The sequence below is a fragment of the Microbacterium sp. NPDC055599 genome (genome assembly GCF_053618975.1).
The window spans coordinates 202,814-220,752 of record NZ_JBSHIM010000001.1 but is presented as its reverse complement, the minus strand read 5'-3'; the positions used below and the strand labels follow the sequence as shown (position 1 = coordinate 220,752).

19 protein-coding genes are annotated in these 17,939 nt (G+C 69.2%); 9 read left to right on the top strand and 10 right to left on the bottom strand.

Annotated elements, in window-relative coordinates:
* Nucleotide 1: 1 nt before the first annotated feature.
* Genes ACWGQ1_RS01085 through ACWGQ1_RS01065 form a run of 5 tightly spaced genes read right to left on the bottom strand, consistent with a single transcriptional unit; the run spans nucleotide 2 to nucleotide 4,753 of the window.
* A complete protein-coding gene (locus ACWGQ1_RS01085) occupies nucleotides 2-937 on the bottom strand; it encodes an ROK family protein (protein WP_452312191.1) in 936 nt (311 codons plus the stop codon).
* A complete protein-coding gene (locus ACWGQ1_RS01080) occupies nucleotides 934-1,617 on the bottom strand; it encodes an N-acetylmannosamine-6-phosphate 2-epimerase (RefSeq protein WP_205814397.1) in 684 nt (227 codons plus the stop codon). Before ACWGQ1_RS01080 ends, ACWGQ1_RS01085 begins: the two co-directional genes overlap by 4 nt.
* Complete coding sequence (locus tag ACWGQ1_RS01075) at nucleotides 1,614-2,480, bottom strand: ABC transporter permease subunit (RefSeq protein WP_452312190.1); 867 nt, start codon at nucleotides 2,478-2,480, stop codon at nucleotides 1,614-1,616. The genes ACWGQ1_RS01080 and ACWGQ1_RS01075 overlap by 4 nt, the downstream gene beginning before the upstream one ends.
* Complete coding sequence (locus tag ACWGQ1_RS01070; RefSeq protein ID WP_247638162.1) at nucleotides 2,467-3,435, bottom strand: carbohydrate ABC transporter permease; 969 nt, start codon at nucleotides 3,433-3,435, stop codon at nucleotides 2,467-2,469. The genes ACWGQ1_RS01075 and ACWGQ1_RS01070 overlap by 14 nt, the downstream gene beginning before the upstream one ends.
* Before the next feature lie 10 nt (nucleotides 3,436-3,445).
* A complete protein-coding gene (locus tag ACWGQ1_RS01065) occupies nucleotides 3,446-4,753 on the bottom strand; it encodes an ABC transporter substrate-binding protein (RefSeq protein WP_168443142.1) in 1,308 nt (435 codons plus the stop codon).
* A gap of 112 nt (nucleotides 4,754-4,865) precedes the next feature.
* Here ACWGQ1_RS01065 and ACWGQ1_RS01060 point away from each other — a divergent pair, with 112 nt between their 5' ends.
* The 4 genes from ACWGQ1_RS01060 to ACWGQ1_RS01045 all read left to right on the top strand — a co-directional run bounded on the left by ACWGQ1_RS01060 (nucleotide 4,866) and on the right by ACWGQ1_RS01045 (nucleotide 7,923).
* Complete coding sequence (locus ACWGQ1_RS01060; protein ID WP_136034445.1) at nucleotides 4,866-5,579, top strand: GntR family transcriptional regulator; 714 nt, start codon at nucleotides 4,866-4,868, stop codon at nucleotides 5,577-5,579.
* Nucleotides 5,580-5,627: 48 nt separating this feature from the next.
* A complete protein-coding gene (locus ACWGQ1_RS01055; RefSeq protein WP_452312189.1) occupies nucleotides 5,628-7,130 on the top strand; it encodes a DUF4127 family protein in 1,503 nt (500 codons plus the stop codon).
* A gap of 80 nt (nucleotides 7,131-7,210) precedes the next feature.
* The gene (locus ACWGQ1_RS01050; protein ID WP_452312188.1) at nucleotides 7,211-7,699 is read left to right on the top strand and encodes a DUF2975 domain-containing protein; all 489 of its coding nucleotides are present in this window, start codon (nucleotides 7,211-7,213) and stop codon (nucleotides 7,697-7,699) included.
* Nucleotides 7,699-7,923 carry a helix-turn-helix domain-containing protein gene (locus tag ACWGQ1_RS01045; RefSeq protein WP_452312187.1) on the top strand — a complete coding sequence of 75 codons (225 nt, stop codon included), beginning with the start codon at nucleotides 7,699-7,701 and terminating at the stop codon, nucleotides 7,921-7,923. The genes ACWGQ1_RS01050 and ACWGQ1_RS01045 overlap by 1 nt, the downstream gene beginning before the upstream one ends.
* Here ACWGQ1_RS01045 and ACWGQ1_RS01040 read toward each other — a convergent pair.
* Nucleotides 7,920-8,225 carry an ArsR/SmtB family transcription factor gene (locus tag ACWGQ1_RS01040; protein WP_452312186.1) on the bottom strand — a complete coding sequence of 102 codons (306 nt, stop codon included), beginning with the start codon at nucleotides 8,223-8,225 and terminating at the stop codon, nucleotides 7,920-7,922. The two genes, ACWGQ1_RS01045 and ACWGQ1_RS01040, sit on opposite strands and share 4 nt — an antisense overlap.
* 82 nt (nucleotides 8,226-8,307) lie before the next feature.
* On the opposite strand from ACWGQ1_RS01040, the gene ACWGQ1_RS01035 reads away from it, so the two are divergent.
* Complete coding sequence (locus ACWGQ1_RS01035; protein ID WP_452312185.1) at nucleotides 8,308-9,540, top strand: MFS transporter; 1,233 nt, start codon at nucleotides 8,308-8,310, stop codon at nucleotides 9,538-9,540.
* A 9-nt stretch (nucleotides 9,541-9,549) separates the two neighbouring features.
* Here the strand turns inward: ACWGQ1_RS01035 and ACWGQ1_RS01030 are convergent, their stop codons facing one another.
* The 3 genes from ACWGQ1_RS01030 to ACWGQ1_RS01020 form a co-directional block, all read right to left on the bottom strand.
* Nucleotides 9,550-10,065, bottom strand: a complete 516-nt coding sequence (locus ACWGQ1_RS01030; RefSeq protein WP_247638157.1) for a hypothetical protein — start codon at nucleotides 10,063-10,065, stop codon at nucleotides 9,550-9,552.
* 125 nt (nucleotides 10,066-10,190) lie between these two features.
* Nucleotides 10,191-11,612, bottom strand: a complete 1,422-nt coding sequence (locus ACWGQ1_RS01025) for an MFS transporter (protein ID WP_452312184.1) — start codon at nucleotides 11,610-11,612, stop codon at nucleotides 10,191-10,193.
* Between the two features lie 98 nt (nucleotides 11,613-11,710).
* Nucleotides 11,711-12,277 carry a TetR family transcriptional regulator gene (locus ACWGQ1_RS01020; RefSeq protein WP_452312183.1) on the bottom strand — a complete coding sequence of 189 codons (567 nt, stop codon included), beginning with the start codon at nucleotides 12,275-12,277 and terminating at the stop codon, nucleotides 11,711-11,713.
* 155 nt (nucleotides 12,278-12,432) lie between these two features.
* Between ACWGQ1_RS01020 and ACWGQ1_RS01015 the strand changes: the two genes are divergently transcribed.
* The 4 genes from ACWGQ1_RS01015 (at nucleotide 12,433) to ACWGQ1_RS01000 (ending at nucleotide 17,289) form a co-directional block, all read left to right on the top strand.
* Nucleotides 12,433-13,929 carry a SulP family inorganic anion transporter gene (locus ACWGQ1_RS01015; RefSeq protein ID WP_452312182.1) on the top strand — a complete coding sequence of 499 codons (1,497 nt, stop codon included), beginning with the start codon at nucleotides 12,433-12,435 and terminating at the stop codon, nucleotides 13,927-13,929.
* 205 nt (nucleotides 13,930-14,134) lie between these two features.
* Nucleotides 14,135-15,067, top strand: coding sequence for a G5 domain-containing protein (locus tag ACWGQ1_RS01010; RefSeq protein WP_452312181.1), 933 nt, complete (start codon nucleotides 14,135-14,137; stop codon nucleotides 15,065-15,067).
* A gap of 150 nt (nucleotides 15,068-15,217) precedes the next feature.
* Nucleotides 15,218-15,553 (top strand): nucleotide pyrophosphohydrolase, encoded by a 336-nt coding sequence (locus ACWGQ1_RS01005; protein WP_378822339.1) that lies wholly within the window; start codon nucleotides 15,218-15,220, stop codon nucleotides 15,551-15,553.
* On the top strand, nucleotides 15,550-17,289 hold the full coding sequence (locus tag ACWGQ1_RS01000) for a DNA/RNA helicase domain-containing protein (protein ID WP_452312180.1): 1,740 nt from the start codon (nucleotides 15,550-15,552) through the stop codon (nucleotides 17,287-17,289). The genes ACWGQ1_RS01005 and ACWGQ1_RS01000 overlap by 4 nt, the downstream gene beginning before the upstream one ends.
* Here the strand turns inward: ACWGQ1_RS01000 and ACWGQ1_RS00995 are convergent.
* On the bottom strand, nucleotides 17,279-17,890 hold the full coding sequence (locus tag ACWGQ1_RS00995) for a MerR family transcriptional regulator (RefSeq protein WP_452312179.1): 612 nt from the start codon (nucleotides 17,888-17,890) through the stop codon (nucleotides 17,279-17,281). The genes ACWGQ1_RS01000 and ACWGQ1_RS00995 overlap by 11 nt on opposite strands.
* Nucleotides 17,891-17,939: the final 49 nt, after the last annotated feature.

The window sequence follows — 17,939 nt, the reverse complement described above, 5'->3', positions numbered from 1 at the left end:
CTCACGCTGGGCGTGGGGTGGGAGTTTCGACCGGCGCGAGCAGGGCCGCGCCGGTCGCCGTCGCGTCCACCCCGAACTCGGCCGGAAGGACCCGGGCCCGCGCCGGGCCCGGCATCGCCACGGCCCGATAGGCCCGCGCCACCTCGTCCAGATACCGCTCACCGATGCCCGCGACACCCCCGCCCACCGCCACCACCTCGACGTCGAGCACCGCGTTGGCCGCGGCGAGAGCGCGCCCGAGGAACTGCGCCCCCTGCGCGATCACCTCCGCCGCCGTCCGGTCGCCCGCACGGGCCAGGGCATCCACCTCGCGCAACGGGAGCGGTGTCCCGGTGCGCTCCCGGTACGTCCGTTCGAGTCCGGGCCCCGACGCCACGGCCTCGACGTGCCCGGGCGCCCCGCAGCCGCAGCGCCTCCCGGCGAGCTCAGCCGGCAGCGCCAGCTCGGTGTGCCCGACCGATCCCGCGGTGCCGGTCGCCCCGGCGCGGAGCCCGTCCGGGAGCACCACGGCCCCGCCGATGCCCGTGCCCACCGCGACCATCAGCAGCCCGCCCGCTCCGCGACCCGCCCCCTGGGCGGCCTCCGCGACCGCCGCCGCGTGCACGTCGTTCACGACCGCGACCGCAACCCCCGTGGCGCGCTCGAGTGCCGAGCGCAGCGGGAACCCCGCCCACCCCCGGATCGCGTCCGTGGCCGAGGTGATGGATCCGTCGGGGGCGACCACGCCGGCCGTGCCGACACCGACCGCCGTCACGGGTTCGCCGTCGGCGACCGCGCGGACCGCCTCGACGACCGCCCGCACGATCGCGTCCCCGCCCTCGCGCGCCGGCGTCGCACAGCTGCGCACGGGCGTCACCCGGCGACGGCCGCCCGCGGGATCGGGCTCGAATCCGGCGACCGCGATCTTGGTGCCGCCGATGTCGACCCCGACGATCACACCCGCTCCCCGGCTTTCGGGGTCGCCGCGACGAACCGGCGCGTGAGCGCGATCGGGTCGGTGATCGCCCCGCCGACGACCACGGCGAAGGCCCCCGCGTCGAAGGCCGCGCGCACCTGCTCCGGTGTCTGGTAGCGGCCCTCCGCGATGGTCGGGATGCCGGCCGCGGCGAGCGCGGCGACGAGATCGAGGTCGGGTCCGTCCTGCCGCGGCGAGTGCGGCGTGTAGCCGGAGAGGGTGGTGCCGACCACGGCGGCACCCGCCTCCCACGCCCTCCTGCCCTCCTCCGCGGTGGAGACGTCGGCCATCACCGGGAGCCCGGTGGCCTGCGCGATCCGGCCGAGCAGGCCGAAGTCCGTGCCGAGCTGCTCGGTCGTGGCGTCCACCGCGATCACGTCGGCCCCCGCCGCGGCGAGGCCCTCCGCAAGCGCGACGTCGGGCGTGATCACGTTGCGCACGCCGTTCCACACCTTGTGCAGTCCGATCAGCGGCACCGCCGTCGCCGACCGCACCCGGCGGAGGTCCTCCGGTCCGTTCAACCGCAGCCCGCTGGCGCCGCCGAGCAGCGCCGACTCCGCGAGCGCACCGATCACGTGGGTGTCGCGGGCCGGGGTGCCCGCTGACGCCTGGACCGAGGCGACGAGGCTGTCACGGAGCAGTTCGAGGGTGTCGTGTGTCACTTGATCGCTCCTGCGCTGACGCCGCCGATGAAGAACTTCTGGCCGATGAGGAAGATCACCACGGCCGGCAGCGTGAACATCACGCATGCCGCCATGAGCGGTCCCCATGCCACGTCGTTCTCCCCGAAGAAGGCGTACAGACCGATCGACAGCGTGTACGTCGACTGGTCGTTGAGATAGATGAGGGGATTGAGGAAGTCGGTCCACGCCCACACGAACTGGAAGATCGCCGCGGTGACGATGGCCGGGCGGGCCAGGGGCAGCACGATCGTCGCGTAGGTGCGGAACTCGGAGGCGCCGTCGAGGCGCGCGGCCTCGATCAGCTCGTCGGGCACCGCGAGCAGGAACTGCCGGATCATGAAGATGAAGAACGGCGTGCCCAGGAAGGCCGGCACGATCAGCGGCAGATAGGTGTTCGTCGCCTCGAGCCCGTTCCACACCAGGAACAGCGGGATGAGGGTCACCTGGGGCGGCAGCATCATCGTGGCCAGCACGAGGATGAGCAGCGGGCGGGCGCCGCGCCACTTCACCTTCGCCAGCGCATAGGCCACCAGCGGGCACGAGATGACCGTGCCCAGGATGCTCATGCCCGACACGAACAGCGTGTTGCCGAGGTAACGCCACACGGGGATCTGCGCGAACGCCTCGGCGAAGTTGTCCATGGTCCACTCGGCCGGAAGCAGCGTGGGCGGCGAGGAGAACACGTCGCCCGGCGTCTTGAACGCGGTCGACAGCATCACCAGCAGCGGGAAGAGGAACAGCAGCGCGAGCAGCACCACCGACACCTGCTGCCGGACGCGGCGCAGCGTGCGGCGCGTGCGGCGGGGCCGACGGGCGGGGGTAGAGGTCTCAGCGTGTGCCATCGTGCACCCACTTCTTCGACGACGCGAGCACGATGAGGCTCACGATGAGCGTGACGATGAACAGCGTCCAGGCCATGGCCGAGGCGTAGCCCATCTTCAGGAACACGAACGCGTTCTGGTACAGGTACATCGCGTAGGAGAGCATCGACTGCCCGGGCCCGGAGCCGGCCTGATTGAGCCGCTCCTGCGACAGGATGTAGGGCTGCGTGAAGATCTGCAGGAAACCGATGATGCTCACGATCACCTGGAACAGGGTCACCGGAGACACCGTCGGCCAGGTGACGCTCGTGAACCGGCGCCAGACTCCCGCACCGTCGAGCTCGGCCGCCTCGTACAGCTCCTTCGGCACCTCCTGGAGGGCCGCGAGGTAGATGATCATGGTGCCGCCGACGGTCCACAGCGACATCATGATGATCGCGGGCTTGGTCCATTCCGGCTGCTGCAGCCACGCCGGCCCTTCGATGCCGAACCACGACAGGAAGTGGTTGATGAAGCCGTACTGGGCGTTGAGCAGCCAGCGCCACAGGTAGCCGCCGACCACCACGGGCACGATCGAGGGCAGGTACACCAGCGCGCGGTACAGCGGCTGGCCGCGGACGGGGGTGTTGAGCAGGTGGGCTCCGGCGAGCGCGATGCCGATCGCGAGCGGCACCCCGAACACGGTGAGCACGGCGGTGTTGGCGAGCGACTTCCAGAACACCCCGTCCGCGAACATCTGGGTGTAGTTGTCCAGGCCCACCCACTCGGGCGCCTGGAAGAGGTTGAAGTCGGTGAAGCTGTAGTACGCCGAGGCCACGATCGGGTAGGCGAACAGGAACAGGAAGCCGACGATGAACGGCGCGGCGAAGGCGAGACCGATCAGCGTCGTGCGGCGGCTGCGGCGCCGCCGGACGGGGGCGCCGGGCCCGGCGGGAGTCGTCTCCCGCCGGACCCGGGGTGTGGTGGCTGTGGTCACGGAGCGCCGCTCACTTCGAGGAGTAGGAGGACATCCGCTCCTCGACGGTCGCGATCGCCTCCTCCGGGGTGGCCGTCAGCCGCACGACCTCGTCGAACGCGGTGGCCAGGTCGGTCGCGTACTCCGCGCTGTACGGGCGGCTCGCGAGGGACTTGGCGTTCGGCGAGGAGGCCGCCTCGGCCCAGACGCCGAAGTCCTGCAGCTCGTCGAAGGCCGCGCTGCCGGCGAGGGAGGAGCGGCCGGGGAGGTTGCCCAGCGCGACGGCGAACTTCTCCATCGGCTCGTCGCTGACGAGGTAGGCGAGGAACGTCGCCGCCTCTTCTTTGTGCTTCGAGTTGGCGGGGATGAACAGGGTGCTCGCGGTCACCTGCGTGCTGTTCTCCAGCTCGGGGGTGGCGGCGGGGATGGCGGTGACGCCCCATTCGAAGTCGGGGGCGATCTTGGCCGCGCTGGCCGAACGCCATTCGCCGTCGATGATCATGGCGACCTGGCCGCTGAAGAACGGGTCCTGCGCCGAGAGGTACTCGCCCTGACCGGAGACGAACGTGGCCATGGCGTCGGCGCCCACCGGCTCGATCACGTTGTCCTGGTACCACTGCAGCGCTTCGAGGTTGCCGTCCTCCGCCGGGGTCGGGCCGTCCTCTCCGTCCCAGCTGCCGCCGAACGCGTAGCCGAGAGTGGTGAGCGTGGTGCTGTCGTTGGCGGAGCCGAGGCCGAGCTGGGTGATCTTGCCCGAGGCGTCCTTCTTGGTGAGCTTGGGGATGGCGGCGGCGAGCTCGTCCATGGTGGTGGGCGGGGTCACGCCCGCCTCCGCGAGCAGCTGGGGGTTGTAGAGCAGCTGGAAGCTGTGGATGGCGATGGGCAGCGAGTAGATCTTGCCGTCGTAGGTCATCTGCTCCATCGCGCTGGGCACGAAGTCGTCGACGTCGATGTCCTCCGCGGCGATCGCGTCGTCGAGCGGGGCGAGGATGCCCTTCGAGGCCCAGGCGCCGACGGTGTTCCCGAAGTTGTCGGAGATGTCGAACGAGCCGTTGGACGACGACATCGAGGTCAGCTGCTTCTGAGTGTCGGGGCTGGAGACGCCCTTGACGACGATGTCGTCCTGGCTGGCGTTGAAGTCGGCGATGATCGCCTCCAGGGCCTTGGCCTCCTCCCCTCCCCACAGGTACGAGAACGTGATCTCGGTGGGGCCGTCGGCGTCGCTGCCGCCTCCCGCGCATCCGCTGAGGGCCACGACCGTCGCTGTGGTCAGTCCGGCGGCGACCAGGGCGCGCCGGCGCATGTGCTGCTTCATGTGCATGGGGAGTTCTCCGCTCATCGTTGACCTTGCAAAAGGATTGGAATAGACCAATTCGGAACCGCTGAGAACAGACATTGACACACCTGGGGGCGGTCGTCAAGATTGGGTTAGTCCAAATGAGGGGGAAGCCATGACGATCGAGGGTGTGACGAAGCACGAGCGGGTGCGCCGGCATCTCGAGGAGGTCATCCAGCAGGGCCTGGCCCCGCACGAGAAGCTGCCGACCGAACGCGATCTCGCCGAGTCGCTCGAGGTCAACCGGCAGACGGTGCGCCGGGCACTCGACGAGCTGGAGCGCGACGGGCTGGTCTACCGGCTTCAGGGCGCCGGCACCTTCGTCAGCGCCTCGCGCATCAGCAAGGCCTTCGAGCTCACGTCGTTCTCCGAGGACATGCTCGCCCGCAACATGCGGCCAGGATCGCTGTCGGTCGACGTGTCCACCGCCGCGGCGGGGCAGACCACCGGCTACGCCTTGAACCTCAGCCCGCAGTCGCCGGTGGTGCGGATCCGCCGCGTGCGCACGGCCGACGACATCCCCATCTGCCTGGAGGTGTGCTCGATCGCGGCCGACGCCGTGCCGGGGCTGGAGGAGGGCATCGTGGGCGACTCGCTCTACGAGGATCTGCGCACCCGGTTCGGCATCTCGGCCGTGCGTGCCGACCAGGAGATCCACGCGGTCGTGCTCGACGAGGAGCAGGCCGCGGCCCTGCAGACACCCCCGTTCTCGCCCGCGTTCCTCGTCAAGCGCACCACCTACGACGCCCGCAGCCGGCCGCTGGAGTACGCCGAGTCGGTGTACCGGGGCGACCGCTACTCCTACCTCCTCTCGATCTCCCGCCCCTGAGCGTTCGCGCTCCCGACCGGCAATCCCTTCACCGACGAAAGGCTCCTCGTGTCCGACCCGACCCTCCGCCCGCGCATCGCCCTGCTCCCCCTCGACGACCGGCCGGTGAACGTGAAGCTGCCCGGCGACGTCGCCGCGGTCGCGGGCGTGACGCTCGACGTGCCGCCCGCCGAGATCCTCCCCGCATACCGGACGGCGGGCGACGCGGACGCGCTCGGCGCCTGGCTGCGGGAGCGCGCGGCCGACCCGGCGACCGTGCACCTCGTGGTGTCGGTCGACATGCTGCTCTACGGCGGACTCATCGCGAGCCGGACGAGCCACGACACGACGCGTGACGTGCTGGCGCGTCTCGACGTGCTGCGCGAGGTGCGGCGGATGCGCCCCGAGCTGCCGATCTCGGCCGTCTCCCTGGTCACGCGCGCCAGCAACTCGTACTCCGCGGCCGAGGAGCCGGAGTACTGGACGGCGCACGGCAAGGAGATCCACGCCCTCGGGGGCGACGCCCACCGGCTGCTCGGCGAGACCGACGTGCTGCCGCTGGAGGAGCTGACACCCGTGCCGGCCGATGTCGTGTCGGACTACGCGACGCGGCGCCTGCGCAACCACATCGTCAACCTCTCGACCCTCGGGCTGGTCGAGGACGAGACGCTCGACTTCCTCGCCATCACCGCCGACGACACCGCGCCGTTCGCGGCGGGAAGCGCCGAGCAGGTGTGGCTGCGGCACTGGATGCGGATGCTGCCGTCGGGCCGTCGCGTGCTCATGTACCCGGGCGCCGACGAGGTGGGGGCAGCGCTCGTCGCCCGAGCTCTCGCGGGGAACGCCGGGGTGACGGTGTCGTTCGCGGTGGCGTGCGCCGACGCCGCGGGGATGGAGCGGATCCCGCCGTACGAGAACATGTCGCTGGCGGCCTCGGCGAGCCGGCAGATCCGCGCGGCCGGTGCCGTCGAGGTGGCGGCGGACGCCGACGTGACCCTGGTGCTGCACGCCCCCGACCCCGATCGGCACGACATGTTCCGCGGGCGGCCCGAGGTGGTCGACACCGCGGCCGTCGCCGGCACCGTCGCCCTGGTGCGGGAGCGGCTGGAGGCGGGCGAGCGGGTCGCGCTGGCCGACGTGCGGTATCCGAACGGGGCGGACGAGGCGCTGGTGCGCGCGCTCGCCGACGCCGACCTGCTCGGGCGGCTGGAGGCGTTCGGCGGCTGGAACACGGCGGGGAACACGCTCGGCAGTGTGGTCGCGGTCGCGGCCGCCGCAGTGGTCGGCCGGGCCACGGGGTCGTTCGACGAGCGGGCGGCGCGGATCGCCCTGCTGACCCGGCTGCTGGACGACTTCGCGTATCAGGCCGTCGTGCGCACGGACTCCGGGCCGTCGCTGTTCCCCGACATCTACCCGATGGCGGACGACGCGCGGGTGGCCGAGGCGTCGCGGGTGATCCATGCGGAGCTGACGGCGCTGCTGGAGTCGATGCTCCCCGCCGACGGCGTGCGCATCGACGAGCTGACGCTGCCGTGGCGGCGGTCGTTCGAGATCGGCCTCGTGCTGCGGTAGCTCCGGGCGGCCGGCGTTCGCGCTTGCCTCATCGAACGATTAACGATAGATTCCTGTTGTTTCTCGACGAGAGGTGTCGCATGGCCAAGGGAACGACGATTGCGCTGCAGGTGGTGATCGCCCTCGCGCTGCTCGGGTCGCTGGTGGTGCAGACGGTGATCGCGCCGCTCGTGTACGCCGACCTGGAGGGGGAGGCGACGTGGGCGCGCATCACGCTGGTCGCGATCCTGGTGCTGGGCGTCGCGACGATGCAGGTGTTCGGGGTGTGCGTGTGGATCCTGCTCCGGAAGGTGCGGCGGGGATCCCTCTTCTCGACATCCTCGTTCCGCTTCGTCGACACGATCATCGGGGCGATCCTGGCGGCGGCGGTGCTCGCGTGGGTGCTCGGGGCCCTGCTCGCCCCGGGCGAGATGGCACCCGGCGTCGTCGCGCTGATCGGCGGTGCGGGAGTGGTGCTCGCCGGGATGGCCCTGCTCGTCGTGGTGATGAAGGCGCTGCTGCGGCAGGCGATCGACCGCGACGCGGAGGCGCGGGCCCTGCGGTCCGAGCTCGACGACGAGGTGATCTGATGCCGGTGGTCGTCGACATCGACGTGATGATGGCGCGCCGGAAGATCGCTGTCGGCGAGCTGGCGGAGCGCATCGGGATCACCCCCACCAACCTCGCCGTGCTGAAGAACGGCCGCGCGAAGGCGGTGCGGTTCACGACGCTCGATGCGCTGTGCGCGGCGCTGGACTGCCAGCCGGGCGACCTGCTGCGGTGGGTGCCGGACGACGGGGTGCCCGCGGACTAGTCCTGCAGTACGGAGTCGAGCAGTCCGGGGAAGCGGGCGTCGAGGTCGTCGCGGCGGAGGGTGAGGATGCGGCGCCGCCCGTTGGGCTCGTTGCGGATGACACCGGCCTCGCGCAGCACCTTCATGAAATGCGACTTGGTGGACTTCGGCAGGTTCGGGTCGGTCGCGTGGCAGGAGGCCATGTCGAGGGGACCGTCGGCGAGCTGGCGCGCGATGGCCAGTCGCTCGGGGTCGCTGAGCGCGAAGAGCACCTCGGTCAGCTGGATCTCGGAGCGCTCCGGGTGGGGCAGGTCGCCAGGCATGGTTCGAGAATAGTTGAACAATGGCACGAGGGCGAGTACGCTCCGAGAGTTCGATGATTCTCGAACTGTCAAGGAGCCGCGCATGACCACCACCGAGCCCATCGTCACCGCCCCGCCCGCCGCGCCCCGGCACCCCCGCCCGACCGCGACGCGCACCCGGCTCGGGTTCGTGCTCGTCGTGGTCGCGCAGATCCTGATGATGGCGGGAGCGAGCGCACCCTCGCCGTTCTACCCCGTGCTCGCGCACGACATCGGGTTCGCGCCGGTCGTGATCAGCGCGGTGTTCGCGGTGTACGCGGTCGCACTGCTCCTGACGCTCCTCACCGCCGGGTCGCTGTCGGACCACGTGGGGCGGCGACCGGTCGCGGTCGTGGGGTTCCTGCTGCTCGCGGGGAGCATGTTCCTGTTCTGGCACGCCGACGCCGTGTGGGTGCTGTTCGTGGCGCGGATCCTCCAGGGCGTCGCGAGCGGGGCACTGATCTCGGCGCTGTCGGCGACGGTGCTCGACTTCGCCCCCGGGGGTCGAGCGAAGACGGCCGCGCTGTGGAACGCGCTGAGCCCCGGCATCGGACTCGCGCTCGGCGCGCTCGTGTCGGCGGTCATGCTCGACCTCACCCGGGAGGCGCTGCTCGACGTGTTCGCCCCGCTCACCACGGTGTACGTGCTGCTCGCAGCGCTGTTCCTCGTCGTTCCGGAGACAGCTCCGCGGCGGCCGGGCGCGTGGGCGTCGCTGAGCTTCCGCCTGTCGATCCCCGCCGCGATCCGGGGCGACTTCTGGCGTGGAGCCCCGGCCGTCGTGGCGGGGTGGGCCACGGGCGGGCTGTTCCTGTCGCTCGGCGCGAACATCGTGGCGCGTGAGCTCGGCGGCGTCGCGCACCTGTGGCAGGGCCTCGGCGTGGTGCTGCTCGCCGGGGTCGGGGCGGTCACGGCGTTCGCGATGCGCGGGCGCTCGGCGCACACGAGCGTGCTGTTCGGCACCGCGGCGCTCGGCCTCGGCACGCTGCTGTCGCTCCTCGCGCTCGGGGTCGGCTCCCTCCCCTTCTACCTGGGCGCGGCCGCGGTCACGGGCATGGGCTTCGGCACGGCGTTCTCCGGTGTGGTCGCGTCGCTCGCACCGCGCATTCCCCCGACCGAACGCGCCGACACCTTCGCGGTGCTGTACGTGCTCGCCTATCTCGCGTTCGGCGTGCCCGCCGTGGTCGCCGGGTCACTCGTCGGCGTGGTCGGGCTGGAGGCGGTGTGCGTCGGGTACGGGGTGGTGGTGATCGGGCTCGCCGCGGTGGCGTTCACCCTCCGGGCGCGAGCGGGGCGGTAGCTCCGGGGGTCAGGGGGTCGTCATCGGGGTGGTCGACACGTCGATGATCCCGAGCGGGAAGGGGCTCACGACGGACCAGGACCCCGAGGTGAACTGCTCGAGATCGATCGACTGGAACCACACCTGCGACACCACGACGGCGATCACGACGAGCACGCCGGCTCCGTACATCGCGCGCTCCAGCGTCCGCAGTGCCGCACGCTCGTCAGCAGCCTTCGTCACGCGACCGAGCGCGATCAGGAAGATCGCTGCGAGGGCGACGTAGACCAGCACGTTGGACTGAAGCGCCATTGAGACGCAGACAGGCGCCTGGTCCACCGACCGACCCTCGGAATCGACGAAGCCGCCGCTGCCGTCGTAACCGCCCGGGCAGTAGCTCTTGCTGCCCGTCATGAACGCGGAGTAGACGACGCCCGCGACCACCATCCAGATCAGAGTTCGTCGAATGCCCGCGATCACCACGGCGCCCGGGAGTGCAGAGGCGGCGGTCTCGATGTGCTGCGACGGTGGCGGCGTGAGCGACACGGGGTCTCCTTCGCGGTCGGTCCCCTTCATCATGGCGGAGGTGCCGGCGGAGAGGAAGGGTGCAGGTGCGCACGCAGCGGCCCCGCGCGCGCCCGGAGGCGACGCGCGGGGCCGACTGCCGCACCTCAGCGGCGGCGCCACACCGCGACGGTTCCCGCGCCGATCACGGCGAGCGCGGCGGCGCCGAGGAAGAGCCAGGAGAAGCCGCCCGTCATCGCCTCGGCGGCAGGGACACCGGCGGCATCGAGCGCCGAGGTGCGCAGTCCCGCGATCGTTCCGAGGACCGCGAGCCCGACCGCTCCTCCGATCTGCTGGCTGGTGTTGATGAGTCCGCCCGCGAGTCCCGCCTCTCCCCCGTCGACCCCGTCGACCGCGAGCTGGGTCGTGGCGACGAACGCGCCCCCGAGTCCGATGCCGATCAGCAGCGTCGGGCCGAGCAGGTGGACGAGGAAGACCGCGTCAGACGGAGCGAGCGCGAGCCACACGAGCCCACCGGCGAGCACGAGGAGCGAGGCGGCCAGCACGCGTCGAGCGCCGGCACGACCGATCAGCGCCGGGACGACGCCCGCCACGACGACCAGGGCACCGGCGAGCGGCAGCTGGGTGAGGCCGGTCGCGAGCGCGTCGTACCCGAGCACGGCCTGCATGAACACGGAGAGCGCGAAGAACAGCGCGACCATGGCGGCGCCGCCGAGCAGCATCACGACGTTGCCGAGGGCGAGGTCGCGGTTGCGGAACACCGCCAGCGGGAGGAGCGGCTCCGGCGCGCGACGCTCGATCAGGAGGAACACGGCGCCGAGCACGAGCGCGACGGCGAAGAGCCCGAGGGGCAGCGGGTGGACGAAGCCGAGCTGCTCGACCGCGCTGAACGCCCCCACGAGGGCGACGAGCGCCGCGGTCACGCTGATCGCACCGGCCGCGTCGAGGCGACCGGAGGCGCGGACCGTGTCGCGGGTGATGAGGAGCGGGACGGCGATGAGCACGACCGCCCCGACCGGGACGTTCACGAAGAACACCGACTGCCACCCGAGGGTCGCGGTGAGCACGCCGCCGAGGAGTACGCCGGCCGCGGAGCCGATGCCCGCGACGGCACCCCAGACGCCGAGCGCTCTGGTGCGTTCGGCGTCGTCGGGGAAGAGGTGCGTGAGCAGGGCGAGGGCCGCGGGGGCGAGCAGCGCGGCGGATGCCCCCTGGAGTGCGCGCGCGGCGAGGAGCATCTCGGGCACGATCGAGAGCCCCGCGAGGGCCGAGGCGACGACGAACCCCGCGGTGCCGAGCAGGAACACGCGGCGGTGGCCGTAGCGGTCGGCGAGCCGCCCGCCGAGGAGCAGGAGGCCGCCGAAGGCGAGCACGTAGGCGGTGATGACCCATGCGAGCGCGGCCGTGTCCATGCCGAGCTGCTGCCCGAGCACCGGAAGGGCGATGTTGACGATGGAGGCGTCGAGCACCACGAGGAACTGCGCGAGCGCGAGCACGCTCAGGGCGAGCCAGCGACGGCTTCTGCGCGGAGGAGCCGCAGCGGGGGCGGGTGGGGTGAGGGCGGTCATGGTTCTCTCTTCTCTGTCGTGGCGGTCGGTGTGGATTCAGGGAGAGTGATTACTCACTCACTCTCGCAGGCACACGAAGGGGTGCGACCGCGGGGGGTTCATTCGGGGTGGGTGATGCCCGCGGTCAGGAGGGCGACCCAGTCCTCGGGCCGTCCGTCGAGCTGCGTGGTGACGATGAGGTGGCAGAGCTGCCCGTAGGCGATGAAGCGCTGCACGTCCTCGTCGCTGCCGCCGGAGCGGGACTGGACGTACGTGGTGATGCGCCCCAGCCCCGCGCGCAGCGCTTCACCGATCACCTCGATGTCGGCCACGGACTGCGCGTGCACCTGGAGCATGAGCAACGTGCGGTCGGAGATGAGGCGCGCGTAGGCATCGCCCATCGCCTCGAGCACGGTCGCGGGCTTCTGGTCCTCCGCGGCGTCGGCACCCTCCTCGAGGGCGACCAGGATCGCGTCGAAGCACGCGTCGAGCGCGGCGACGAAGAGCGCCTCCTTGCCGGAGTACAGCTTGAACACGTAGGCCGGGGAGATCTTCGCCTCGCCCGCGACATCGGCCACGGTCGTGCCGTGGAAGCCCCGGCGCGCGAACGCACGCAGAGCCGCAGCAGCCACGAGCGGACGGCGGGCGTCGGCCGTGGAGAGGACGGAGCTTCGGGTGGCGGGCATGAGAGTGACTGTACACTCACTCTTGTGGGCGGGGCAAGAGGTGTGGTGATTGTGGGGGCTGAAGCGGCAGGGCGATGGGACTTCCGGGTCGGTGTGTCCGCATAGGCTGGATCGTCTGCCTCTTCCTCTGAGGCACCTTCCCCCTGGAGCCCCCATTGTCTGCAACGACGGCCATCGACCGCGCCCGCTATCGCGACCACCCGTCGGTGCTCACGGCGCTGAAGAACCCGCGGATGCTGACGCGCGAGGTGCTCGCCGGGCTCGTCGTGGGGCTCGCGCTGATCCCGGAGGCGATCGCGTTCTCGGTGATCGCGGGGGTGGACCCGAAGGTGGGACTGTTCTCGTCGTTCATCATGGCCGTGTCGATCGCGTTCCTCGGCGGGCGCCCGGCGATGGTGACCGCGGCGACCGGGGCCGTGGCGCTCGTGATCGCGCCGGTCGCGCCGACGTACGGGCTGGACTACTTCATCGCGACGGTCATCCTCGCCGGGATCTTCCAGGTCGTGCTCGGAGTGCTTGGGGTCGCGAAGCTCATGCGATTCATCCCCCGCAGCGTGATGGTCGGGTTCGTGAACGCGCTGGCGATCTTCGTGTTCAGCTCGCAGTTCCCCCAGCTGATCGACGTGCCATGGCTCGTGTATCCGCTCGTGGCGCTCGGGATCGTCGTGATGCTGGTCATGCCGAAGCTCACGAAGGTCGTGCCTGCACCTCTCGTGTCGGTGATCATCGTCACCGGGGTGGTGCTCGCGTTCGGCATCACGGTGCCCACGGTCGGCGATCAGGGCGAACTGCCGCGCAGCCTGCCGGAGCTCTTCATCCCGAACGTGCCGCTCACGTGGGAGACGTTCACGATCATCGCGCCGTTCGCCCTCGGGGTGGCGCTGGTCGGACTGATGGAGTCGCTGCTCACCGCGAAGCTCGTCGACGAGATCACCGACACCCACTCGAACAAGACGCGCGAGTCGTGGGCGCAGGGCGTCGCGAACGTGCTGTCGGGGATCTTCGGCGGCATGGGCGGCTGCGCCGTGATCGGGCAGACCATGATCAACGTGAAGGCCTCGGGCGCCAGGACCCGCATCTCCACGTTCTGCGCCGGGGTGTTCCTGTTCCTGCTGGTGGTGGTGTTCGGCGACTTCGTCGGGACCATTCCGATGGCGGCACTCGTGGCCGTGATGGTGATGGTGGCGATCGGCGCGTTCGACTGGCACTCGATCAAGCCGTCGACGCTGAAGCGGATGCCGAAGAGCGAGACGTTCGTGATGCTCGCGACCGTTCTGTTGGTCTTGGTGACGCACAACCTCGCGGTCGGGGTTGTGGGTGGCGTGCTGGTCGCGTCGGTGCTGTTCGTCCGGCGGGTGGCGCACTTCGTATCGGTGACGCGTTCGGTTGCGGGCGACGTGGTGACGTATGTCGTGGATGGGGAGCTGTTCTTCGCGTCGAGCAACGACTTGACGACGCTGTTCTCCTACACGGACGACCCATCCCGCGTTGTTGTTGATCTGTCGGGATCGCACGTGTGGGATGCGTCGACCGTCGCCGCGTTGGACGCGATCGAGACGAAGTACGCCGCGTTGGGGAAGACGGTGGAGATCGTCGGGATGAACGACTCGAGCGGGACGATGCACGGGCGGCTGACGGGCAGGTTCGAGTAGAGGCCCCGCTCAATACCGGGAGGTAGGCGGGGCACTCGCATCGCGTTGCTCCTTCGCATCATGTACGGCCAGGTCGCCTCCGGCGCTGTACAACGGGAGCCGATAGCCCTGCCGTTGATACGTCAGAATCAACTGCTCTTCCCGCGCGCACGACTCCCCGAAATATCGGTACTGTTCGGAATGAAATCCGAGCGTAAGGACGGCAATGATGCCCGAGACAACACCGCAAGGCTGGTACCCCGATCCCCACCAGCCCGAGCAGCAGCGCTGGTGGAACGGCACGGAGTGGACGACGCATACTGCCCCACTCAACCTCGCCCCTGCTGCGGCATCTCCCACCGCACCAGGCGAAACGAAGTCGTCGGGTCTCAAGATCGTCATCATCACGGCGGCCGTCGTCTTGGCTGTGGCGCTGCTCACGCGGAGTCTCGGTGTGATCTTGATGCTCGCAGGAGTCGTTCTGTTCTTCGTGGCGGTTTACGCAATCGCACGAGGGTCAGCCAGGTTCTTCCGTGTTCGCTCCCGCGGGGCCGGCTGGGCCGCGCTGGGCATCGCTTTCGTGCTGATGTTCGTCGGCACGGGAGCCAACGCCGCCCTCGGAGGCCCTGGATCCAATTCGACGAACGCAGATTCGACAAGCTCGGCTGCTAAGCCACTCGCCTCGTCCGCAACGGACGAGCCCACGCCCTCGGCGGTGCCCACAACCTTCGAAGAGGTCGATGTGTCAACCGTGATCCCGTTCGATCGCGCGACGGTCAATGACCCGCAGATCGATGTCGGCCAGACGGTCGTCACAACGGCAGGAGTTGCGGGAACGAAAGTCACCACTTTTCGCGTGAAGTACATCGACGGTGCAGAGGTCTCGCGCGAAGTCGTGAGCGAGACCATCACCGTGGCTCCCGTTTCGGAGATCACCTCGATCGGTACCCGTCAACCGGCACCTGCACCCGTGCCCCTGGTGCAGCCGGCCGCAGAGTGCCACTCCAGCTACGCAGGCGTGTGCGTGCCGATCGCCTCAGACGTGGACTGCGACGGCGGGGGCGGAAACGGTCCCGCCTATGTCCGGGGACCGCTGCAGGTTGTCGGACCCGATGTGTACGAACTCGACCGCGACGGCGATGGGATCGCCTGCGACTGAGTCGGCGTTGAGGAGGCTCGGCCCTTCGCTGCTCGCGCCGTCCCTCACGGCCGCCAGTTCGGGACGACTCATCGGTGATCATGGCGCGGAGGCGGCGAACCGCTCGTTCGCGCCCAGTCGCCCGAGTCCCTAACTGCTAGCGTCGCTCCCATGCCGAGCCAGGAGACCCTTGCCGCCCTTCGCGCCTTCGTCGCCGAGCGAGATTGGGATCAGTTCCACTCTCCGGAGAACCTGGCGAAGAGCATCTCGATCGAAGCGGGCGAGCTTCTCGAGTGCTTCCAGTGGTCTGCGGACTTCGACCGGGAGCAGGTGGAGGCCGAACTGGCAGACGTCATCACGTACTGCATCCACCTTGCGAACAAGCTTGGTGCCGACCTTGATGACATCGTCATGAAGAAGCTGGAGTCGACGAAGGCGAAGTACCCCGTGGAACTCGCGAAAGGGCGCATGACGAAGTACACCCAGCTGTCCGAGGCGCCCGAGTGACAGAGTTCAGCATCCAGCGGCTCCCATTTCAACGCGACGCCGTCGATGCGTGGGCCCGTGACGACACCCGGCACACCAATTGGCCTGTCGTCTATGTGATCGAGGGGAGCACTCAGCGCACGTCGCCCGGGCTCTATGTCGGAGAAACGGTGAACGCCGCGAGCCGGATGCGTCAGCACCTCGCGGGATCAAAGCGGCACGAGGCTCTCGAGTCGATCCGGGTCGTCGTTGACCACACCTTCAACAAATCCGTGTGCCTCGACCTCGAGTCGCACCTTATTCGGTGGTTCTCCGGTGACGGCCGATATCGCATCCTCAACGGCAACGACGGCCTCACGGACGCGCAATACTACGATCGCGACCTCTACCGTGAGTCCTTCCGGGACGTGTTCGAGGCTCTCCGCGCCGAGGGGCTTTTCTCCCGAACCATCCCGCAGATCGAGAACTCCGATCTCTTCAAGCTGTCGCCCTTTAAGGCCCTCACGGACGACCAGGGCGTCGCGATCATGGACATTCTCGAGGGCCTACTCGACGATCTTCACGATCCCTCCGCCCGGTCGACGCTCGTCGTTCAGGGCAACCCGGGAACGGGCAAGACGATCATCGCGATCTTCCTCATGAAGCTGCTCGCCGACATCCGCGACTACCAGGATCACGACGGCGTCGAGCCGGACTCGATGTTCTCCGAGTTCTTTGTTCCGGAAAATCGTGAGCTACTCAAGAGCCTTCGCATGGCTCTTGTGATTCCTCAGCAGTCGCTCAGGGAGTCCGTGAAGAAGGTGTTCAAGAAGACGCCGAAGCTCAACGCGGGAATGGTGATGTCACCGTTCCAACTGGGCGAATCGGATGACGAGTTCGACCTCGTACTCGTCGACGAGACTCATCGGTTGGGCCAGCGCGCGAACCAAGCATCGGGCGTGCAGAACAAGAAGTTCCGAGACATCAATGCGGCTCTGTTCGGCGAAGACGACCCCACTTACACACAGCTCGACTGGATCAAAGCTCGAAGCAGACATCAACTCCTGCTGGTGGATGGCGAGCAAAGCGTGCGGCCACATGATCTCGCGCCATCTGCACTCGATGCCGAGGTGAGAGCGGCGAAGGACGCGCACCGCTTTTTCCGTCTGACCACCCAGATGCGCGTACGGGCGGGAGTCGATTACGTCGAGTTCATCCGCGCGCTGCTGCGGGAGGAAGCGCCAGTGCTCCCCGACCTCGGCGAGTATGAACTCCACCTCTTCGATGACCTCGGCGAGATGCGCGAAGCGATCCGATATAAGGACGCCGAAGTCGGTCTTTCGCGACTCGTCGCAGGCTACGCGTGGGACTGGGTGTCCAAGAAGAACCCCGACGAGTTCGACATAGAGCTCGACGGCGAGCGCCTGCGGTGGAACGGAACAGATAAGGACTGGATCAATTCACCGGGAGCGCTCGAGGAGGTCGGGTCGATCCACACCGTCCAGGGATACGACCTCAACTACGCGGGCGTCATCATCGGGCCGGACCTCCGCGTAGACGCCACAACCGGCCGGATCGTTGCGGACCGCGAGAGTTATCGCGACAAGAAAGGCAAGGAGAACACCGGCCATCTCAAGAACTCGTTCGGCGACGACGACCTGCTGACCTTCATCCGCAACATCTATGGGGTGCTGCTCACGCGGGGGATGCGCGGGACGTACGTATATGTGTGTGACCCCGCGCTTCGCAAGCGCCTCGCCGCTGCATTCAGGAGCTAGCCCCGAACCGCTCCCCCGAGCTCACCTGCTGCGCCACCCGCCGTAGCGCCAACAGCAGCGGCTCCACCAGCACCGACCCCAACACCACGTACTGCACCGCCGCCTCCGCGGACTCCCCCGGGACCCCTGCGATCTCGGCATCCGCGATGCGTCGCGCGGACCGCAGGTATTCGCGCATCACGGCCTTCGGCACGACGAAGCCCGCGCGCTCCAGGCCGTCCAACGCCCGGGCGACCGCGTGCAGCACTGCCTCGTCGCACATCCCCGGCTTCCACCCGAGCCCCTCGACCAGGGCTTCAGCATCCGCCAGATCCACGGACTCCTCCACTGGCGGGGTGATCGCGGCGTGCGCGGTCCCCAGTAGCTCGTGCGGATTCGCGGGCGGGTCGTCCAGCGCGCCGAGCACCCGGCGCGTCTCGGCGATGCTCACGCCGGCGTCGAGCAGCGCCCGGATCACCCGCAGCCGCTCCACGTGCTTCTCGCCGTACGCGGCCTGGGTCGGCGACGTCCGCTCGCCCTCGGGGAGCAGCCCCTCGCGCAGGTAGTACTTGATCGTCGGCACGGTCACGCCGGTCTGCGCCGACAGTTCGGAAATCCTCATGGCCACCTCTTGACATAGATAGTAGCGCTATCCAGTATGGATAGTGACG